The organism is Chromobacterium sp. CCUG 76385 (assembly GCF_059916625.1).
This window is the reverse complement of sequence record NZ_JAUCGU010000015.1, coordinates 59,286-79,305: the sequence shown is the minus strand read 5'-3', so window position 1 is coordinate 79,305 and position 20,020 is coordinate 59,286. Positions and strand designations below refer to the sequence as shown.

At 61.2% G+C, this 20,020-nt stretch carries 15 protein-coding genes; 9 read left to right on the top strand and 6 right to left on the bottom strand.

Features of this window, described 5'->3' with window-relative positions:
* Positions 1-117: 117 nt before the first annotated feature.
* From mgtA to QUG01_RS11670, 3 genes are all read left to right on the top strand, one after another.
* Positions 118-2,862, top strand: coding sequence for a magnesium-translocating P-type ATPase (mgtA, locus tag QUG01_RS11680; RefSeq protein ID WP_500830296.1), 2,745 nt, complete (start codon positions 118-120; stop codon positions 2,860-2,862).
* A 340-nt stretch (positions 2,863-3,202) separates the two neighbouring features.
* A complete protein-coding gene (locus QUG01_RS11675; RefSeq protein ID WP_500830295.1) occupies positions 3,203-5,110 on the top strand; it encodes a thiamine pyrophosphate-binding protein in 1,908 nt (635 codons plus the stop codon).
* A 29-nt stretch (positions 5,111-5,139) separates the two neighbouring features.
* Positions 5,140-6,738, top strand: a complete 1,599-nt coding sequence (locus QUG01_RS11670) for a flavin monoamine oxidase family protein (RefSeq protein ID WP_500830294.1) — start codon at positions 5,140-5,142, stop codon at positions 6,736-6,738.
* Positions 6,739-6,807: 69 nt separating this feature from the next.
* On the opposite strand, the gene QUG01_RS11665 is transcribed toward QUG01_RS11670, so the two are convergent.
* The 6 genes from QUG01_RS11665 to htpX form a co-directional block, all read right to left on the bottom strand.
* Positions 6,808-7,362 carry an LbetaH domain-containing protein gene (locus tag QUG01_RS11665; RefSeq protein WP_500830293.1) on the bottom strand — a complete coding sequence of 185 codons (555 nt, stop codon included), beginning with the start codon at positions 7,360-7,362 and terminating at the stop codon, positions 6,808-6,810.
* A gap of 216 nt (positions 7,363-7,578) precedes the next feature.
* Positions 7,579-8,652, bottom strand: a complete 1,074-nt coding sequence (locus QUG01_RS11660) for a porin (protein WP_500830292.1) — start codon at positions 8,650-8,652, stop codon at positions 7,579-7,581.
* Positions 8,653-9,023: 371 nt separating this feature from the next.
* Positions 9,024-10,469, bottom strand: coding sequence for an ATP-binding protein (locus QUG01_RS11655; RefSeq protein ID WP_500830291.1), 1,446 nt, complete (start codon positions 10,467-10,469; stop codon positions 9,024-9,026).
* Complete coding sequence (locus QUG01_RS11650) at positions 10,466-11,179, bottom strand: response regulator (protein ID WP_043626446.1); 714 nt, start codon at positions 11,177-11,179, stop codon at positions 10,466-10,468. Before QUG01_RS11650 ends, QUG01_RS11655 begins: the two co-directional genes overlap by 4 nt.
* A gap of 146 nt (positions 11,180-11,325) precedes the next feature.
* Positions 11,326-12,303: a TerC family protein gene (locus tag QUG01_RS11645; protein WP_500830290.1), complete on the bottom strand. Its 978-nt coding sequence runs from the start codon at positions 12,301-12,303 to the stop codon at positions 11,326-11,328.
* A 62-nt stretch (positions 12,304-12,365) separates the two neighbouring features.
* Positions 12,366-13,247: a protease HtpX gene (htpX, locus tag QUG01_RS11640; RefSeq protein WP_500830289.1), complete on the bottom strand. Its 882-nt coding sequence runs from the start codon at positions 13,245-13,247 to the stop codon at positions 12,366-12,368.
* Positions 13,248-13,378: 131 nt separating this feature from the next.
* On the opposite strand from htpX, the gene nhaR reads away from it, so the two are divergent.
* The 6 genes from nhaR to QUG01_RS11610 all read left to right on the top strand — a co-directional run bounded on the left by nhaR (position 13,379) and on the right by QUG01_RS11610 (position 20,009).
* On the top strand, positions 13,379-14,263 hold the full coding sequence (gene nhaR / locus QUG01_RS11635; RefSeq protein WP_500830288.1) for a transcriptional activator NhaR: 885 nt from the start codon (positions 13,379-13,381) through the stop codon (positions 14,261-14,263).
* Between the two features lie 128 nt (positions 14,264-14,391).
* Positions 14,392-14,958, top strand: coding sequence for a GspH/FimT family pseudopilin (locus QUG01_RS11630; RefSeq protein ID WP_500830287.1), 567 nt, complete (start codon positions 14,392-14,394; stop codon positions 14,956-14,958).
* Positions 14,955-15,488, top strand: a complete 534-nt coding sequence (gene pilV, locus QUG01_RS11625) for a type IV pilus modification protein PilV (RefSeq protein WP_500830286.1) — start codon at positions 14,955-14,957, stop codon at positions 15,486-15,488. The genes QUG01_RS11630 and pilV overlap by 4 nt, the downstream gene beginning before the upstream one ends.
* Complete coding sequence (locus QUG01_RS11620) at positions 15,485-16,186, top strand: PilW family protein (RefSeq protein WP_500830285.1); 702 nt, start codon at positions 15,485-15,487, stop codon at positions 16,184-16,186. The genes pilV and QUG01_RS11620 overlap by 4 nt, the downstream gene beginning before the upstream one ends.
* On the top strand, positions 16,183-16,713 hold the full coding sequence (locus QUG01_RS11615) for a pilus assembly PilX family protein (RefSeq protein ID WP_500830284.1): 531 nt from the start codon (positions 16,183-16,185) through the stop codon (positions 16,711-16,713). Before QUG01_RS11620 ends, QUG01_RS11615 begins: the two co-directional genes overlap by 4 nt.
* Positions 16,714-16,715: 2 nt before the next feature.
* Positions 16,716-20,009: a pilus assembly protein gene (locus tag QUG01_RS11610; protein WP_500830283.1), complete on the top strand. Its 3,294-nt coding sequence runs from the start codon at positions 16,716-16,718 to the stop codon at positions 20,007-20,009.
* Positions 20,010-20,020 lie beyond the last annotated feature (11 nt).

The window sequence follows — 20,020 nt, the reverse complement described above, 5'->3', positions numbered from 1 at the left end:
CCGCCCAACGAAATCGGCGGCGCGGGAATATCTTGAGCCGGCTCAAAAGCTGACACATTGTCGGCGCCGATGCCTCGCGGCAGGGATGGTCACGCCCACGGCGCCTGGAGATTTGCCATGACCAAACAAACGCATCCTCACCACAAGAACCGCGGCTTCATCGCCACCCCGGGCAAGAACCGCGACAAGGAAACCTTCCGGCTGGCCAGCGAAGCCCAATTGCCGGCGGACGAAACCTTCAAGCGCCTGCGCAGCCATCCGGAAGGCCTGACCGCCGCCGAGGCCGCGCAACGGTTGCACCAATTCGGCCCCAATGAAGTGGCTCACGACAAGCCGCCTCACGCGCTGATTCAACTGCTGCTCGCCTTCAAGAATCCGTTTGTGGCGGTACTGATCGTACTGGCCGGCATCAGCTATGTGATGGATATCGCAATGGCGCCGCCTGGCGATCAGGATTGGACCAAAGTCATCATTCTGGCCAGCATGATAGGCATCAGCGGCCTGCTGCGTTTCTGGCAGGAATTCCGCTCCGCCAAGGCCGCGGAAAATCTGAAGTCCCTGGTGCGCAATACCGCCACCGTGCAGCGCCGCCCCACCTCGCAAACCTCGCCGCTGCGCATGGAAGTGCCGATGAGCGAATTGGTGGTCGGCGACGTCGTCCACCTGCAAGCCGGAGACATGATTCCAGCCGACATCCGCTTGCTGGAGTCGCGCGATCTGTTCATCAGCCAAGCCGTGCTGACCGGCGAGGCCTTGCCGGTAGAGAAGTACGACACGCTAGGCGCCGTGGCCGCCAAGTCCGCGGCAGACCAAGCCAATGGCGACGCCAGCCTGCTTGACCTGCCCAACGGCTGCTTCATGGGCACCAATGTGGTGTCCGGCACCGCCCGCGCCGTGGTGGTCGCCACCGGCTCCGACACCTACTTCGGCTCGCTGGCGCGCAATGTGGTCAGCCACAAGCGCATCGAAACCAGCTTCGACAAAGGCGTCAACAGCGTGTCCTGGCTGCTGATCCGCTTCATGCTGGTGATGGTGCCGATTGTCTTCATGATCAACGGCATCACCAAGGGCGACTGGATGTCCGCCCTCACCTTCGCCCTGGCGGTGGCCGTGGGCCTGACGCCGGAAATGCTGCCGATGATCGTCTCGGCCAATCTGGCCAAGGGCGCAGTAGCGATGGCGCGGCGCAAGGTGGTGGTGAAGCGGCTGAACTCGGTGCAGAACTTCGGCGCCATGGACGTACTGTGCACCGACAAGACCGGCACGCTGACCCAGGACAAGATCATTCTGGAGCATCATTACGACATCCATGGCCGCAAGGATGAAACCACGCTGCAACTGGCTTGGCTCAACAGCTTCCATCAGAGCGGCATGAAAAACCTGATGGACATCGCCATCGTCGAGCATGCCGACGAAATCGGCGAACGCATCAAGCTGCGCGATTACGCCAAGATCGATGAGTTGCCGTTCGACTTCGAACGCCGCCGACTGTCGGTCATCGTCCAGGATAGCCATGGCCAGCAGCTGATGGTATCCAAGGGCGCGGTGGAGGAGATGCTGGCGGTTTCCAGCTATGTGCAGGATGGCGAGTCCATCCGCGCGCTGTGCGCCGAGGAGCGCGCCCGCCTGCTGAGCCTGAGCCAGGAGTTCAACGCGGAAGGCTATCGCGTGCTGCTGGTCGCCACCCGCCACATCCCGACCGACGCCCGCAAGACGGCCTACCAGACGGCAGACGAACAAGGCCTGGTGGTTCGCGGCTTCCTGACCTTCCTCGACCCGCCCAAGGACTCGGCCGCCCCGGCCATTCTGGCGCTGAAGGAATACGGCGTCACAGTAAAAGTGCTGACCGGCGACAATCCCATCGTCACCGCCAAGGTATGCCGCGATGTCGGCCTCAATCCCGGCAAGCCGCTGCTGGGCCAGGACATCGAGGCCATGGACGACGTGGCGCTGTGCGCCGCCGTCAAGCACACCACCATCTTCGCCAAGCTGACGCCGCTGCAAAAATCCCGCGTAGTGAAGGCGCTGCAAGCCAACGGCCATACCGTGGGCTTCCTTGGCGACGGCATCAATGACGCCCCGGCGCTGCGCGACGCCGACGTCGGCATCTCGGTGGACAGCGGCGCCGACATCGCCAAGGAAACCGCCGACATCATCCTGCTGGAAAAGAGCCTGCTGGTGCTGGAAGAAGGCGTGATCACCGGCCGCGAGACCTTCGGCAACATCCTCAAGTACCTGAACATGACCGCCAGCTCCAACTTCGGCAATGTGTTCTCGGTGCTGGTGGCCTCGGCCTGGCTGCCGTGGGAGCCGATGCTGGCAATGCAGTTGCTGCTGCAGAATCTGGTGTACGACCTGTCGCAGATGTTCCTGCCCTGGGACAAGATGGACCCGGACTTCCTGAAGAAGCCGCGCAAGTGGGAAGCCGGCAACATCAAGCGCTTCATGCTGTGGCTGGGACCCACCTCCTCGGTGTTCGACATCACCACCTACATCCTGCTGTGGACGGTGTTCGGCGCCGGCGCGGCCTACCATCTGCATGGCGGCGACGGCGGCCAGCTGATCATGAACTCGGGCTGGTTCATCGAAGGCCTGGTATCGCAGACGCTGGTGGTGCACATGCTGCGCACCCGCAAGATTCCGTTCCTGCAGAGCACGGCATCCTTGCCGGTGATGCTGTCCACCAGCGTGGCCATCGCCATCGCCTGCTACCTGCCGTACTCGCCGCTGGCAAGCTCGCTGGGCTTCATTCAGCTGGACACCAGCTACTTCTGGTGGCTGCTGCTGACCATGGCGGGCTACCTGGCGCTGACGCAAACGGTGAAAACGCTGTACATCAAGCGCTATGGCCAGTGGTTCTAAGCCGCTGACACGCGCATCCTGACCCATCTGAAACAGAGGCCGGCCGACAAGCCGGCTTCTGTGCATTTGTCTCCGCCGCTAGTTCCACAAAACGCTATCAGCAAGCGGATTCATCCTTTTATCACGTCATACCTGTCCACACGGCCGGGCAGTATTCACACTTAGCCCATCCGCAGCTCTGCAGATTTCTCATTAAAAATCACTCAATTAAGCGCGCCATTCCTGCAATGCCGCCGCTGTGCCTATTTATCCGACAAGTCCTCTTTCGTTTCATTTCCCTCCCCGCTGCATTACCACACACATAGCGGTTCACATTTTCACGCGGGAGGAAAACATGAGCATGGACGCGCCAACTGGTCAAAAACGCTGGGCCCGGGATTACGTGTTCGACATCCTGAGCCAACTGGGCATACACCGGATTTTCGGCGTGCCGGGCACCAATGAGATTCCCATCATCGATGGCACTTCCTACCCGGAAAACCAAGTGGAGTACATCGAATGCCTGCATGAAAACATCGCCATCGGCGCGGCGATGGGATCCGCGCGGATGACCGGCAAGCCCGGCGTGCTGGTGGTGCACGTCACGCCCGGCATCGCCCACAGCATAGGCAACCTGTTCAACGCCTGGCGTTCGCAGGCTCCGCTGGTGATCTTGTGCTGCCAGCAGCAAAACGAACTGGTCACCCAAGAACCGTTGCTGGCGTCCAATCTGGTGGATCTGGCGCGCCAATACACCAAGTGGGCGCATGAGGTACGCACTGAGCAAGAGTTTCCCATGGTGCTGCAACGCGCCTTCAAGGAAGCGATGGCGCCGCCGAACGGCCCGGTGTTCGTCGCCATTCCATGGGAGTTCACCATGCGGCGCATTGGCGACAATGACCGCATCAAGGGCGTCACGCAGATCTCGCCGCACTTCACCGCAGACACCCAAGCGATTGAACAGGCTGCCAAGTTGCTGCGCGAAGCCAAGAATCCCCTCATCGTCACCGGGGATGCCGCCGGCTACGCCGAAGCCTGGCCGGAACTGCAGCGGATAGCTGAACTGCTAGGCGCCCCGGTGCTGCAGCAAACCTTCAGCAGCCTGGCCAACTTTCCCAACAACGACTACCACTGGCAAGGCGAGCTGCCCGGCAGTCAAGCCGGCGTGCAACAAGTATTCAAAGACCACGACGTCGCCTTCCTGTGCGGCTTCAGCAACCAGGCCCAGATCACGGTCTACAAGTACAGCGACGGTCCGCTGATTCCGCCGCATGTCACCCAGGTCTACCTCAGCAACAACACCTGGGACATCGGCAAGAACTACTACGGCGAAGCCGCGCTGTTCGGCGATCTGAAAGCCACGCTGCCCCTGATCAATCAGCTAATCGGCGACCAGCCTTCGCCCGCCGCCGCCGCGCGCAACCAGAAGCTGAAGGCACTCGCCGTGAAGCGCGCCGCCGATTGGGAGGCCTACCTGCGCGAGGCGATGCATCAGGACGAAATCTGGGCGGTGGTGATCGCCGACGCGCTGCGCAAGGAGATAGCCGAGCGCAAGCTGGAGAAGCAGTTTGTCTACGTGCATGAGGCCGTGTCCGATCCCGCGCCGTTTCAATTCCTGCTGCCGTTCACCGACCAGGCGGCGCAACCCATCAGCTACTACTGCGTCGGCGGCGGCTCGCTAGGCTGGTCTATGCCTGCCACGCTCGGCATCAAGCTGGAACAGGACGGCTGGCAGGGAATCGACACTCGCTTCGTGGTGGCCGCCACCGGCGACGGCTCTTCGCTGTTCTATCCGCAAACCTGGTGGACCGCGCAACACCGCAAGCTGGGCGTGCTCTACATCATCACCAACAACCATGAATACCACACGCTGCAAATGGGGCTGACCCAGGTGGAAAGCATGTACGGCGAGGCGGCAGGCTACGAATGGACAGCCAAAACGCAGGATCCGGAATACCTGCGCATCCATCGACCCAAGCCGGACTTCATCACGCTAGCCAAATCCTTCGGCGGCATGGAAGGCGAAATCGTGCGCCATCCGGAAGACGTGCGCGCGGCGGTGCGGCGCGGCATAGACCATGTGCTGAGCGGCCAGGCTTATGTGCTGGACATGCACACCGTGGGCCTGGATCAGCCCACGCCAAGCCTGCAGCCTTCCAACGCCCGCTATGAGAAACAGCCGCGGCTGGACTGCGCCCACTTCAACAACGAAGACAGCCTGCGCGCAACCGCGTCAGGCCAGCCTGGCAATGTGCCGGTGATCTTCTGATCGCCCAACCTCGAGGAGAAAACAGCATCATGGCTGACGAAAATTTGGACATCGCCATCGTTGGCGGCGGCGTATCCGGCGTGTACTGCGCCTGGCGCCTGAAACAGGAAAGACCGAATGACAAGATCGCGGTCTTCGAGGCCAGCAACCATATCGGCGGCCGGCTGCTGTCGGTGCGTCCGCCGGACATCCCGGACATGGTGGCGGAACTCGGCGGCATGCGCATCCTGCCCGCTGTGCAGCCGCTGATCACTCGGCTGATTGCCGACCTCAACCAGCAACTGCCTCAGGACCAGCAGATCAAGCTGTACAACTTCCCGGTGGACGAACCGCAGAACATCGCCTTTCTGCGCGGTGTTTACCTGCGGCTGGCCGATTTCACCAACGATCCGGCCAAAGTCCCCTACCAGCTGAATTTCATCGATCAGGGCCAAAGCGCCGGCAGCGTGATCGTCAACGCGATCGAACAGATCGTGCCTGGCATCACCAATCCAAGCCTCAACGAAGAGCAGCGCCGCGAAATGGCGCAGCAGGCCGAGTTCGGCGGCGTGCCGCTGTACAAACAGGGCTTTTGGAATGTGCTGCTGCGCGTGCTCACCGGCGAGGCTTATCACTATGCCGAGGATGTAGGCGGCTACGACTCCACACTGTGCAACTGGAACGCCGCCGACGCCATTCCCTGGTATCTGTCCGACTTCGGGGTCAGCCCAGAGTACAAGGGCTTCAGCAACGGCTTCCAGCAGGTGCCGCTGACGCTGGCGCAATTCTTCCAGCAATTGGGCGGCGAAGTGCGGCTGGAGTCCAGCGTTTCCAACATTATCAGCAAGGGCGACGGCTTCGAGTTTCAGGTCAAGGGCCGCACCATTGCCGCCAAATCGTTGATCCTGGCGATGCCGCGCCGCTCGCTGGAGTTGCTGGCCGTCACCAGCCCCGTGCTGCAAGAAATCCAGCCGCTGATCGGCAGCGTGACGCCGCGGCCGCTGTTCAAGCTGTTCACCACCTATGACAGCCCATGGTGGCTCAACACCGGCTACACCGCGCCCGACGGCAAATATGTGCCGGTGCAGGCCGGCCGCTCCGTCACCGACCTGCCGGTGCGCCAGACTTACTACTGGCCCAAGAGCAATGGCCAGCCGGCTACTCGGGGCCACGCCATGCTGCTGGCCAGCTATGACGATGGCGACAACACCGGCTTCTGGGACGGCCTGCGCGCCAGACGCCGCCAGCCGCGCGGCGCGGGCCTGGACGTGGCGCCATTGGCCGATCCCTTCATCGGCGAGGACGACAATGTGCAGCGCAACGAACTGACTTGGCATCAGTACAAGGCGCCGCGGATGATGACTGAGGAGGTCACCCGCCAACTCACGGTGATGCACAGCCTCAACTATACGCCCAAGGTGCGCAACGCCGCCTTCCGCGACTGGGGGGACGATCCATACGGCGGCGGCTGGAACAGCTGGAATATCGGCGTCAAGAGCTGGGAAGTGAAGCGGCGCATCGTTCAACCCACGGACCTGTCATTGTACATTTGCGGCGAAGCCTACTCTGATGCCCAAGGCTGGGTGGAAGGCGCGTTGCAGACCGCCGGCTACCTGCTGGAAAAATTCGGCGTACTGCCTTTCCGCTAAACCTTCCGGCTGTCCGCCAGGCAGCCTGCGCCGCGGCCGGCTCCATCAAGGGGCCGGCCAGCAGCGTTTTCAGTCCAGCCGGTCTTGCTCCACCAGCCCCAGCCGTGGCACCACCGCATGCGCCGCCAGAACCGTGCCCGGCGACAACACGGCGTTGGCGCCGATCCGCACATGATTGCCCAACAGCGAACCCAGCTTTTCCACCTCCGGCACAGCCACCTGCCCATCCAGATGCAAACGCATGCTCTTGTCGGTGCGCTCATTCCAATGGTTGGCCAAAATGGCGCCGGCTTCCAAATTGATATCCGCCCCCAGCACCGAATCACCGACAAAATTGAAATGCGCTAGCCGGCTGCCGGGTCCGATGATGGAAGTTTTGATCTCGCAGCCCGGGCCGACCGTCGCTCCTTCGCACAGCACGACGCCGCCTCGCAAGTAAGCGTGGGCCGCCACGCGGCAGCCTGGGCCAATCCAGATCGGCCCCTTCAGGATCACCCCCTGCTCCAATACCGCGCTGCGGTGAATCATCGTTTCGCCATCGATGATCCACTCCTCCGGCGAAGACCGCGAACGTTGCCGACGCAGGATTTCCGGCAAATGCTGCAACCACTGCCAAGGCTCCATATCGGCATCCATCCATGGCAAAGACTCAAGGACGGAAGAAAACAGACGGTGAAAAGGCGACATATGGCTCTCCGCAGGCAAAAGACCGATTTAATCGCGCTCTGCCAATGCATACAAGCGCATAAAACAAAACCGCCGCACCCTCACGGATGCGGCGGCTTGTTGTTTTCGCCTCGATGTCAGCCCATCTCAGCGATTCCCTCCAGCGAAGCGCTATTAGAAGGAATGGATCACATTCAGACCCAGGCCGCGCAGCTTCTTGCCTGCGGAAGCGCCGTCAGCATTGGCGAAGATGTCTTGATCAGCCTTGACCTCGCCGTACTGCATGCCCATGGTGGTGCGCTTGGACAGTTGGTAGTCCACACCCACCAGGAACTGCTTGTAGCCGGTGTGATCGACATTGACGCCATCCTTGCTGTAATCCTTGGCTTGGGCGTAGGAAATCTTCGGCGTGAAGGCGCCAAGGGTGTAGGCGGCAGTCAGCGCGTATTCCTGCGACTTGTACTTGCTGCCATCCAGAGCCGGAGCGTTGTCGCCCTTCAGGAAGCTCAGCGGCGTGATGGAGCTGTCGCCTCGGTCATTGCGGTAGCCGAAGGACACCAGCAGGTTGTTGGCGTTGTAGCCGGCTTCCAGACGGTGGCTGTCGTTGGACTGGGTGCGAGTGCCAGCGATGTTCACCGGAGTCTGGTGAATGAACTGGTACTTGCCGAAGAAGCCGCTGTTCTCATAGGACAGACCCAGGTTGTACAGTTCGCGCGAGCTGTCGCTCGGCTGGCCGGCAAACTGAGCGGTCTTGTCTTCCTTGGTGCCGTACAGGAAGGCAGCCTTGAAGCCATTGTAATTGGCGGTGTCGAAGCGGATCGCATTCTTCACGCGCATATCGTCGCGGCCATACGCATCCAGCTGCAGAGCGGCGCTGGAGCTTTCCCAGGTGTTCACCATGCCCATGCTGTCATCGCTGAAAGTGGACAGATTACCCAGACGGACCTTGCCGAAACCGGTATCCAGACCGACAAACGATTCGCGGCTGGCGAAGGTGCCATATTTCTGACGGTTGGAGCCGTCGATATCGAAGCCGCTTTCAACCTGCCAGATGGCCTTCAGGCCGTTGCCCAGATCTTCGCTGCCCTTGAAGCCGATGCGCGAGCCCAAGTCATCGATATTGGTCTTGTTCATGCCGCCGGCGTCAACGTTTTCCACGCCTGCCTTGAGGGTACCGTAGATGGTAACGTCAGCGAATGCTGCTGCCGGCAGAGTGGCGACGGCCAGAGCGATCAGAGTTTTTTTCATCGTGCACATCCTATTGGATTTGTCTTAGAAAGCGATCACATACTAATTTCCAAAACCAAACAACGCAAGCATACACTCTCAAAAAGTATCAAAAAAGCAACACTGAAGCAAAAATGCAACATGGCAAAATAATTCATAAAAGAACAATTTATTTGCGAATATAGCTGCTTAATAAAGCTTAATACTCGCTTTAATTTTCATTTACATTCAATTGCATAAAAAAAGGCCCGCATACGCGGGCCTTATGAAGGATAGACTTGACCGAATCCTCTCGAGCTTGGGGATGACAAACTCTAGCGAACTCAATTTAGATTGTATTCACTCCCAATCAAAACATCAAGCTAATCCATGTTTGCAATTGTCAATCAATGTTAAGCAGGACGCTGCGCCGGAAAATTCAACTCGGCGCATAAACCACCTTGCGGATGATTGAACAACAGGATTTCGCCATCATGCTCGCGCGCAATCGCGCGGGCGATGGCCAGCCCCAAGCCGCTGCCGCCAGTATGCTTGGCCCGCGAATCCTCCAGCCGCACATAAGGCTCGAACACCCGCTCCAGGTCAGCATCGGCAATGCCGGGGCCGTGATCTCTTACCATCACTTCCACCCTGCCATTGCGCTCGCCCAAACGCACTTCTATCACGCCATCGCCGCCATAGCGCCGGGCATTCTCCAGCAGATTGCCGATGCAGCGGCGCAGGGATTGCGGCCGCGCCAACAACGGCTTGACGGGCGAAGCCGTGTAATTCACCTGGGCGCCCAGGGCTTCGATATCCTCGATGGTGCCTTCCAGCAAGGCGTCCAGATTCAGCAACACGCAACTTTCATTGCCCTGCCCCAAGCGCAGATACGCCAGGGTATCGCCGATCAGCTGGTCCATTTCGATCAGATCCCGCTCTATCGCCTGCCGCGACGGCGATTCCTGCAACTGTTCCAGCCGCAAACGTATGCGGGTGATCGGCAAGCGCAGATCGTGCGATACGCCGGCCAGCATCTGGCTGCGGGTTTGCAGATAGCGCTGCAGCTCTTTTTGCATGCGGTTGAAGGCCCGCGTGGCGTTGATCACCTCCTGCGTGCCGGTTTCCGGCAGCGGCGGCTGATCCAGATTGGCCGCCAGGCCCGACGCCGCAGTAGAGAACAAGGCCAAGGGGCGGGTCAGCCGCCGGACCGCCCAGGCCGATACCCCCGCTACGACCAAGGCCACCAACAGCAACCAGGCCGTCACCCGCCATGGCGTTTCTTCCGGCGACACCACCTGCCCGATGCGGAAAGTAGCCACCTCGCCGTCGCGCAGCGTGACTTGCACCGTCGCCATCTGGATTTTCAGCTCCTCCTCGCCCTCCTCCAATCCACTCGGCAAGGCCCTGACCCAGAACTTCTTGTCCGGGGCGAACACATGCTGGCCCGGCTCCATGAACGGCGCCAACAAGCCTTCCGGCGCATTGGGTTCGTCTTCGCGGAACGACAGCACCTGCATCTGGTATGGAAAATTCAGATCGGTGCGGATCAGATGGCACAGCTTGTTGGCCTCCGGCCAATCCGTCTGCCGGCTATCCAGCCAGGGATGCCCGAGCACCACCTGCACCATAGGAGAAGACAACGCGCCAGCCAGCTTGGCGCGATTGGAGGCTGGGGTTTCATCCAGCAGATTGATCATGTCCGCCAGATGCTGCGCCACGTATTCTGCGCGCAGCGTGCGCGTCAGCCGCTCGCGATCGGTCAGCACCAGGGCGATGCCGATCACATTGGCCAACAGCACGCTGGTCAGCAAGGTCAGCAACAGCTGACCGTACAAGGTTCGCGGCAGCCGCCTCATCTCACCGGCACCACCTCACAGGCCAGCATATAGCCGCCGCTGCGGATGGTTTTGATCAGCAAAGGCTCGCGGGCGTCGTCGCCCAGCCGCTTGCGCAGACGGCCTATCATCACGTCGACGGTGCGATCAAACGGTCCGGCCTCCTTGCCGTTCATCGCTTCCATCAATTGGTCGCGAGACATCACGCGCTGCGGGTTTTCGGCTAGCGCCTGCATCAGTTTGAATTCTCCGCCGGACAGCGGCGTTACCACGCCTTCGCCATCGACCAGATGCTGGGCGCCGAGTTCCAGGCGCCAGTCGGCAAACTGCAAGGCGCGCAGCGAGCTGCTGTTGCGCTTCTCATCCACGCGGCGCAGGATGCTGCGCACCCGGGCCAGCAGCTCGCGCGGGTTGAAAGGCTTGGGCAGATAGTCGTCCGCGCCCATTTCCAGGCCGATGATGCGGTCCAGCTCATCGCCGCGCGCGGTCAACATCAGGATGGGCATGCTGGAGCGAGAGCGCAGATCGCGGCACAGGGTCAAGCCATCGGTGCCGGGCAGCATCAGGTCCAGTATCAGGATATCGAACGACTGCTCGGCCAGAATGCGGTTCATCGCATCCCCATCGCCCACGGCGGCCACCGTCATTCCCTGACCGCTCAGGTAGTCGCTCAGCAGACCGCGCAGATCCGGATCATCATCAACGATAAGCAATCGAGGGGCTTGTGACATCAAGACTATTCCTAAGGTTTTTTGATTATTGAGACCAGCTTGCCGTCGGCAGACCTGTCTGCCGGCGCACAAACGGGCGTCTGCCGAAATAAAATGGCAGACGCCCGTTCCGTTTGAACCATGCTAACGGCAATTGGTTCCTGGCTTTAGCCAATGCTTTGGGTTTGGCGGGTGCGATACAGCGAATAAGCCACGCCGCCGCCCAGCAGCCCGACAGTCAACAGCAGCGACAGCGCCGTCGGCAGCTTGAACGCCACCAGGCCGATATCATGCAGATACACCAGGCCCACCTTGACGCCGATCATCACCAGTACCAGCGCCAGCGCATACTTCAGATAGTGGAAGCGATGCACCATCGCCGCCAGCGCGAAATACAGCGCGCGCAGGCCCAGAATCGCGAAGATATTGGAGGTGTAGACCAAGAACGGGTCCTGCGTCACGGCGAAGATGGCCGGTATGCTGTCCACCGCGAACACCAGATCCGCCGCCTCCACCAGAATCAAGGTCAGCAGCAGCGGCGTCGCCCACCAGCCGGCGGCCAGGCCATGCTTCTCGCCGCGCACCACGAAAGCGTTGCCTGCCAGACTCGGCGTGAATCGGAAGTTGGCGCGCAGCCATTGATACAAACGCTGCTGCTCCAGCGGTTTGGATTCCTCGTCGGCATCGCGCAGCATCTTGACGCCGGCAAACAACAGGAAGGCGCCGAACACCAGCAACACCCACTGGAATTGCGCCACCAGCGCCGCGCCGGCGCCTATCATCAGCGCCCGCATCACGATGGCGCCCAGGATGCCCCAGAACAACACCCGATGCTGGTAGGCGCGCGGCACCGCCATGCTGCCGAAGATCAGCGAAATCACGAACACATTATCGAGCGACAGCGACTTTTCCAGCAGATAGCCGGTCAGATATTGCACGCCGGCATCCGCCCCGCGGTACCACCACACCCAGCCGCCAAAGGCCAGACCAATGCCGATGTACATCGCTGACAACTTCAGGCTCTGGCGCACGCCGATCTCACGGCCATCCTTCTGCAAAACGCCCAGATCAAATGCCAGCAGCGCCAGCACGCCGCCCATGAACATCAGCCACACCCACAACGGGTACCCCAGCGTTGGGGACATCAAAAAATCCATCACTGCTTGCTCCATTCAATCCATTCATGGGCGGACTATCGCCCGCGCTATCACTTGCGGCCTTCCAAGGCGGCGATGCGCTCTTCCAGGCTAGGGTGCGTGGCCAGCAAGCCCAGCACGCCGCGCCCGCCGGCAATGCCGGAAGCGGCCATGCTCTGTGGCAGGCCATCCGCTTCGATGCCGCCCAGGCGACGCAGCGCGTTGGCCATCGGCCGCGGCGAGCCCAGCAGCTCGGCGGCGCCGGCATCGGCGCGGAATTCGCGTTGGCGCGAGAAGTACATCACCACCAAGGAGGCCAGGATGCCGAACACGATTTCGCAGACGATCACCGTCACGAAGTAGCCGATGCCCGTGCCTGCGGCGCTGTTCTCCTCGTCGCGCTTGAGCCAGCTGTCCACCAGATAGCCGACCACGCGGGCCAGGAAATAGACGAAGGTATTGACCACGCCCTGGATCAGCGTCAGCGTCACCATGTCGCCGTTGCGGATGTGGGCGATCTCATGCGCCAGCACCGCCTCGACCTCTTCTTCATTCATATTGGCCAGCAGGCCGGTGGACACCGCCACCAGCGAGTTGGAGCGGCTAGGCCCGGTGGCGAAGGCATTGGGCTCGCCCTCGTACACCGCCACTTCCGGCATCGGCAGGCCGGCGCGGTCGGCCAACTTGCGCACGGTGACCAGCAGCCAGGCTTCGGTCTGGCCGGACGGCTGCGTGATCACCCGCGCCCCGGTGCTCCATTTGGCCATGGTCTTGGACAGCGCCAAGGAAATAAACGCGCCGCCAAATCCCAATACGGCCGAGAACATCAACAGCATGCCCAGGTTCAAGCCGCCGGCAGTGACGAAGCGGTCCAGTCCCAGCAAGCGCACGCTCACGCTCAGCACCAGCATCACCGCGATATTGGTGGCGATCAGCAAAATCACCCGTTTCATTATTTGGTCTCCAAAATGGTTTCATGCAATCCATAGCCATCCAGCAACGATAGCCGTGCTGTAGTGTAGGCGATGCAACACATCGAAAAAATCATATAAAATCTGATTAAAACTTCCAATTTTTCGAATAAATGGAAAATCTCAACTACAAGCATCTGCAATATTTCTGGGCGGTTGCCCGCACCGGCAGCGTGACCCGCGCCGCCGGGCAGCTGGATGTCAGCATGCAGACCATCAGCGGCCAGATAGCCAAGCTGGAGCGGCAACTTGGCCGCGCCTTGTTCCGCCAGCAGGGCCGCGGCCTGGAACTGACCGAAGCCGGCCGATTGGCGCTGAGCTATGCCGACCGGATTTTCATGCTGGGCGCGGAGTTGGAAGAGGCCATGGCCGACGAGCAGCTGGACCAGATACAAAGACTGGCGGCCGGCGTCTCCGATGTCTTGCCCAAACACATCGCCAGCCGCCTGCTGCAGCCCGCGCTGCCGCCCGAATCCGGACAACTCAGGCTCAGTTGCAGCGAAGGCGACTTTGATGAGCTGATAGGCGAACTGGGCCGCCACAAACTGGACTTGGTGCTGGCCGACCGCCCGGTGGCCAGCAGCGAACAGCAGCAATTCCAGTCCTGGCTGCTATTGCGCTGCCCGGTGCAGCTATTGGCCAATCCAGCGTTGAAAGAGCGTTATCAGCCAGGCTTTCCGGCCAGCCTGCGGCAGGCGCCGCTGCTATTGCCCAGCCGCGACAATATGCTGCGCCGCCAGTTGGAACATTGGTTCGAATCCCAGGGACTGCGCCCCAGGGTGGTGGGAGAGTGCGACGATTACGCGCTGATGGAAACCTTCGCCCGCCAGGGCCTGGGCTTATGCCCCGCGCCCTTCCTTCCCGACGAAGACAATGGTCCGCCAGGTCTGGAAGGAATCGGCGCACTGGATGGCATCTGGGAGCATTACTATGTCAGCGCTAGCCGCCGCAAATTGCAGCACCCCTCGCTGCTGGCCATTCTGCAAGCCTGGGCCTGAAGCCCGCAACACGACGAACGGCGCCCGCCACGGGACCGATGGGGCTTGGCGCCATTCAATCCGGGCGTAAATTATTGGATAATCAGGCGTAGGGGAAGAATCGATAAAATAAGCCGCCACGGACCGCCATGCGCCACCAGAATGGTTTCACCTTATTAGAGCTGATGATGGTCATCGCCATACTGGCCATCACGCTGGCCTTTGCCGTGCCGGCTTACCAAAGCACCATCGCGGCGGAAAGCATCCAGGCGGAAAGCAATAATCTGTTCAGCGATATCCTGTATGCGCGCAATGAAGCGCTGCGCCAAGGCCTGTACGTGCTGGTCTGCCAGTCCACCGACAATCAGACTTGCGATGCGTCCGGCGGCAGCGCCAATTGGGCGGTGGGTTGGATCGTGACGACCGGCACTAGTTGCGCCAACGGCAGCGGCGGCACCACGCTGCGCAAGCAAAAGGCTTTCAGCAGCAAAGATACGGCCAATTACACCAATCTCGCCTCGCCGCCGGTGGCGGGCACCACGCCGTTCTGCTTCAACCGGATGGGCTACGCGCCATCCGCCAATACCGGCAAGGTGGTGATTCGCAGCACCAGCAACACCAGCGCCACGCCATACTGCGTGATTGTGGAGGCATCCGGCCATCCGCTGATCCTGCACGGCGGCCAGACCAGTCCATCGGGAATGACATGCCCATGAATACGTTTGCTTCGTTTCGCCAAGGCGGGGTCAGCATGCTGGAAGTGCTGGTGGCGCTGGTGGTGATTTCGCTGGGCCTGCTCGGCATCGCCGGCATGCAGGCGGCGGCGATCAACAACACCAATATCGCCCGCAGCCGCAGCATCGGCGCCATCGCCGCCGACAGCATGGCGGCGGCGATGCATGCCAATAATGCCTATTGGAGCAACTTATCGTCAGCCAATAGCAACAGCTGGACCGTGACCGCCAGCGGCGTAACCGGCGCGCCTACGCTGACTCAAACCGTGGACTGTTCGGCCTCGAGCTACTGCAGCGCAAGCAGCATGGCAGCCTACGATGCCACCCAGTGGGGCAGTTCGCTCTTAAGCACGCTGCCGAGCGGCCAAGGGCAGATCGCCTGCACCGCGTCTGCGCCGACCACCTGCACCATTACGGTTTCCTGGCTGGAAAAGCAGTCCAAGGTCAATGCCGCGGCCATGAACGCGTCCGCTACCGCCAGCGCCACGTATCAGATGGTGGTGATCCCATGAGCCGGCGCCTGCAAACCGGCAGCAGCCTGGTGGAAGTCATGGTCGCCATCACCATTGGCTTGCTGCTGCTCAGCGTGCTGGTGATGATCTTCACCTCGACCAAGCTGGCGCAAAGCAACCAGAGCGGACTCGCGCAACTGCAGGACAACCAACGCACGGCCATGACGATGATCAACACCATCGTGGAATCGGCCGGCTATTACCCCAGCCCGCAAACCCAAACCGCCACCACTGCCCTGCCGGCATCCGGCGCGTTCGCGGCCGGCCAATCGATCACCGGCACATCGGGCGCCGGCGGCGCATCGGACACCCTGACCGTGCGCTTCGCCACCGCGCCGGGCGACGGCATACTCAACTGCAACGGCAGCTCCAATACCGGCAGCAGCAACACCATCTACATCAATCAGTTCGCCGTCAATAACAACAACCAGCTGACCTGCGCCCTGAACAGCGGCGCGGCCCAGCCCTTGGTGGACGGCGTCAGCAAAATGACCGTGCTATACGGCGTGGACACCAACGGCACCGGATCGGCCAACCAGTACTTCAGCGCCAGCGCGCTGCCGGCCGGAGCCGCCGTGCGCTCGGTCAAGGTCACGCTGACCATGGTCAACCCGCTGGCCAATCAGGTGCAGGTGTCAGCCCAGAATCCAAAAGCTTTGACCGTATCCTGGGTGATTGGGGTGATGAATCAGCTATGAAACAGCCCTCCAACACACGCGCAAGACAACGTGGCTTCACGCTGATCGCCGCGCTGATGATCCTGATCGTCATCACCATCATCGGCCTGGCCATGATGCGCAGCATCGGACTGCAAGGCAGGATGGCCGGCAACTTCCGCGAAAAAGGCCGCGCCTTTGAAGCCGCCCAGGCCAGCATCGACTATGCGGAATGGTGGCTGCTGCAAAACAACAATTCCGACCCGTCTCAGGCCACAAATTGCAGCGCGGCGCAGACCTCGCTCGCGCTTTGCAGCAACGCGATCTCTGCCACCAATACCCCCTGGACATCGGGCTACAGCTATGCGCTGACCGCCAACGCCCCAAGCATCAGCGCCGCGTTTGCCCAGCCACCGAAAATTTACATACAGTATCTAGGGCTCAATAGCGCCGGCAATGGGGTGCTGTACCAGATCAACACCTTGGGCTATGGCGGCAACACCAGCTCCCTCGTGGTCTTGCAAAGCACCTACACGCTGTACTCCGGCGTCAAAAACCTGGGGAAATGACGATGAAACACGTCTCGCGCTTTCCTGCCTCCCGCACCGCGCTCAGTCTGCTGCTGACCGCGCTCTGGCCCATTCACGCCCACGCCATCGTGGTGGGCGACAACTTCACCGGCGGCAGCGCGCAGCTCAGCTGGAAAGTGTTTGGCGGCGCATGCATGACAGCAGGCAACGGCAGCGGCTCGATTCCGGCCTGCGGCACCAGGGACCCAAGCGGCAATGCCCAGGTAGGCGGCTACAATGGCAGCATGCCGGACAGCAACGGCAATGGCGCGCTGCGCCTGACCAACAGCGCCAACTCCCAATCCGGCGCCATCATTTACAACAGCCTGTTTCCATCCACCAGCGGCCTGCAGGCGACTTTCACCACTTACACCTACGGCGGCGATTCCGGCGGCCCCGCCCGCAACGGCGCCGACGGCATGAGCTTCTTTCTGCTCACCGCCATTCCCAATGCGGTGGGATCGTTCGGCGGCAGCCTGGGTTACAGCTGCTCCAACAACAGCTACAACGCGCCCTACAACGGCATCATCGGCGGCTTTCTCGGCCTGGGCATGGACGAGTACGGCAATTTCCCCAATGCCGGCGACAACACTTCCACCGGCCCGGGCCAGATTCCGCAAAACATCTCGCTGCGCGGCTCGGGTTCGGTCGCGGCCAACGCCCCGGGCGTGCTCAGCAATGTCTCCAACGCAAACACCATTCAGTCGGTATGCCAAACCGGAAAATATAATGGCAATAGCGTTCCGAACTACCCCTTGATCAGCATTCCCGGCGCGACCAGCGGCGTTTACCGGCTGCCCAGCAACCAGCCCATGGCCAAAGAGAGCACGACCTCGCGCAGCCAGGCGGTGCCCATCAGCTACAAACTGAAAATCACGCCTAACAACCTGTTGAGCCTGTCCTACAGCTACAACAACGGCGCCTATGTCAATGTGATTTCCGGCTTCGACATCAACACCACCGGCACCAGCGGCGCCCTGCCCACCAATCTGACTTTCGGCTTCGCCGGCTCCACCGGCGGCAGCCGCAATGTGCACGAAATCGCCTGCTTCCAAGTGCAGCCGTTTACCCAGTCCGCCAGCTCCAGCGGCCTGAACAGCCAGCCGACCAGTCTGGTCAAGACCGGCACCCAGCAATATGTCGCCAGCTACCACCCGGACAACTGGTGGGGAGAGGTTGCCTCATATGCGCTGCTGGCGGATAGCACGACCGGCAAGGTCACCGTCTCCAGCACGGCCACTTGGAATGCCTCCTGCGTCTTGACCGGCGGCAATTGCAGCGCCACCGGCGTCAACAATATGACGGCGCAGAGCAGCCGCGCCATTCTGAGCTGGAACGGCCTGTCAGGCAGCCAGGCTTCCGGCATCGCCCTGCAGTGGGCCAATCTGTCCAGCGCTCAGCAAACGGCGCTGAATACCGACGGCAATGGCAATGCCGACAGCAACGGCTCGGCTCGCATCGCCTATCTGCGCGGCAATCGCAGCAACGAGGTGGACTCGCAGGCTCGAGGCCTGTTCCGCGCGCGCGACAGCGTGCTGGGCGACATCGTCAACAGCAGCCCGATATGGGTTGGCGCGCCGCAGAACAAATATCCCGATGCCTGGGTGGACAAGCTGAATCCCTCGTTCACCATGCAGGAGAATGGAAACAGCAATCAGCCTTACAGCACGTACAAAACCAATAACGCCACCCGCGCCAACATCATCTACAACGGCGGCAACGACGGCATGCTGCACGGCTACCGCAGCGGAGCCAACGACAGCAGCGGCAACTACAGCACCGCGACCACGCCCAACGATGGCCAGGAGGTGATCGCCTACGTGCCCAATGCCGTTTTGGCCAATCTTCCGCAATACAGCAACCCCACCTATGCCCACCAATACTATGTGGACGCCACGCCCGTAGCCGACGACCTGTACTACAACAACAGCTGGCACACCTGGCTGGTGGGCGGCCTGGGCGCCGGCGGACAGGCGCTGTACATGCTGGATGTGACCAATCCGGCCAATTTCTCTGAGAGCACCCCGACGAATGTGGTCATCAGCGAGGTCGATTCCAGCAACCTCAGCTGCCAGAACAGCAGCACCTGCAAGCAAAATCTGGGCTATACCTTCGGCACGCCGGTGATCACCCGTTTCCATAACGGCTCATGGGGCGTGATTTTCGGCAACGGCTACGGCAGCGCCAATGGCCGCGCCGTGCTGTTCATCATGCTGGTGGACAGCAGCGGCAACCGCACCTTCTATCAATTGGACACCGGCAGCGGCCCCAGCAGCGACCCCTCCGGCGGCGGCAACAGCAACGGCATCTACTACGCCACCGCGGTGGACCTGGACAGCGACAACATCACCGACTACATCTATGCCGGCGACCTGTTTGGCAATGTCTGGCGCTTCGATGTCACCAACAGCACCCCCTCCAACTGGAGCGTCTCCCAATACGGCACCGGCGCCGCCGCGCCGCTGTTCACCACCCAATACACCTATTGCAGCAACAGCCAGGTCAGCGCCGGGACCTGCACACGCAGCCTGCAACCCATTACCAGCAAGCTGCTGGTATCGTCCATCCCCGCAAGCGGCGCCAATCCGAATGTGCTGGTCAGCTTTGGCACCGGACAAAAAATCCCGTTCACCACCTCCTCCGCCGACATCTACGCCAGCGGCACGCAAAGCCTGTACGGGGTGTGGGATTGGGATATGAGCCGTTGGCCGAGCTACAATTCGATCACCGTCAGCGGCGGCCAGACGCTCAGGCCCAGCAATCTGACCACGCAAACCGTCACCGGCTCTTACAACTCGACGCTAGGCAGCGTGCAAGGCTACCGCTCGCTGTCCAGCAACACCGTGTGCTGGCAGGGCGGCAGCGCCTGCGCCACCAACAACAACAGCTATGGCTGGAAGCTGAATCTGCCCGGCAGCGGCGAACAGGTCATCTACAACCCGGTCAATGTATTCGGCACCATGACGGTCAACACCACCATCCCGCCGAATACCAATCCGGCCTCCTGCACTGTCAGCGCCGCCACCAGTTTTTCCATGTCGCCCAACATCCGCACCGGCGGCGCCACCCGCACCTCGTTCTACTCCAACGATGCAGGCAACTTCACCGGTGTCAGCGGCAATGTCATCAATGGCGTTGCCGTGAATATGGTCGGCAGCGCCAACGTGGTCAGCTATCAGAACAATTTCTTCATCATCGGCAGCAGCGGCAGCGGAGGCCCGGTGGCCACCCCCCCGCAAATCAACCCAGCCGCTTTCGACCTGCACACGCGGCTGAACTGGATAGAATTGCGCTGAAACGGCATAAG

Coding starts and splice junctions, on each gene's coding strand:
- mgtA (WP_500830296.1), top strand. CDS start 118: ATGACCAAACAAACGCATCCTCACCACAAGAACCGCGGCTTCATCGCC.
- QUG01_RS11675 (WP_500830295.1), top strand. CDS start 3,203: ATGGACGCGCCAACTGGTCAAAAACGCTGGGCCCGGGATTACGTGTTC.
- QUG01_RS11670 (WP_500830294.1), top strand. CDS start 5,140: ATGGCTGACGAAAATTTGGACATCGCCATCGTTGGCGGCGGCGTATCC.
- QUG01_RS11665 (WP_500830293.1), bottom strand. CDS start 7,362: ATGGAGCCTTGGCAGTGGTTGCAGCATTTGCCGGAAATCCTGCGTCGG.
- QUG01_RS11660 (WP_500830292.1), bottom strand. CDS start 8,652: ATGAAAAAAACTCTGATCGCTCTGGCCGTCGCCACTCTGCCGGCAGCA.
- QUG01_RS11655 (WP_500830291.1), bottom strand. CDS start 10,469: ATGAGGCGGCTGCCGCGAACCTTGTACGGTCAGCTGTTGCTGACCTTG.
- QUG01_RS11650 (WP_043626446.1), bottom strand. CDS start 11,179: ATGTCACAAGCCCCTCGATTGCTTATCGTTGATGATGATCCGGATCTG.
- QUG01_RS11645 (WP_500830290.1), bottom strand. CDS start 12,303: ATGTCCCCAACGCTGGGGTACCCGTTGTGGGTGTGGCTGATGTTCATG.
- htpX (WP_500830289.1), bottom strand. CDS start 13,247: ATGAAACGGGTGATTTTGCTGATCGCCACCAATATCGCGGTGATGCTG.
- nhaR (WP_500830288.1), top strand. CDS start 13,379: ATGGAAAATCTCAACTACAAGCATCTGCAATATTTCTGGGCGGTTGCC.
- QUG01_RS11630 (WP_500830287.1), top strand. CDS start 14,392: ATGCGCCACCAGAATGGTTTCACCTTATTAGAGCTGATGATGGTCATC.
- pilV (WP_500830286.1), top strand. CDS start 14,955: ATGAATACGTTTGCTTCGTTTCGCCAAGGCGGGGTCAGCATGCTGGAA.
- QUG01_RS11620 (WP_500830285.1), top strand. CDS start 15,485: ATGAGCCGGCGCCTGCAAACCGGCAGCAGCCTGGTGGAAGTCATGGTC.
- QUG01_RS11615 (WP_500830284.1), top strand. CDS start 16,183: ATGAAACAGCCCTCCAACACACGCGCAAGACAACGTGGCTTCACGCTG.
- QUG01_RS11610 (WP_500830283.1), top strand. CDS start 16,716: ATGAAACACGTCTCGCGCTTTCCTGCCTCCCGCACCGCGCTCAGTCTG.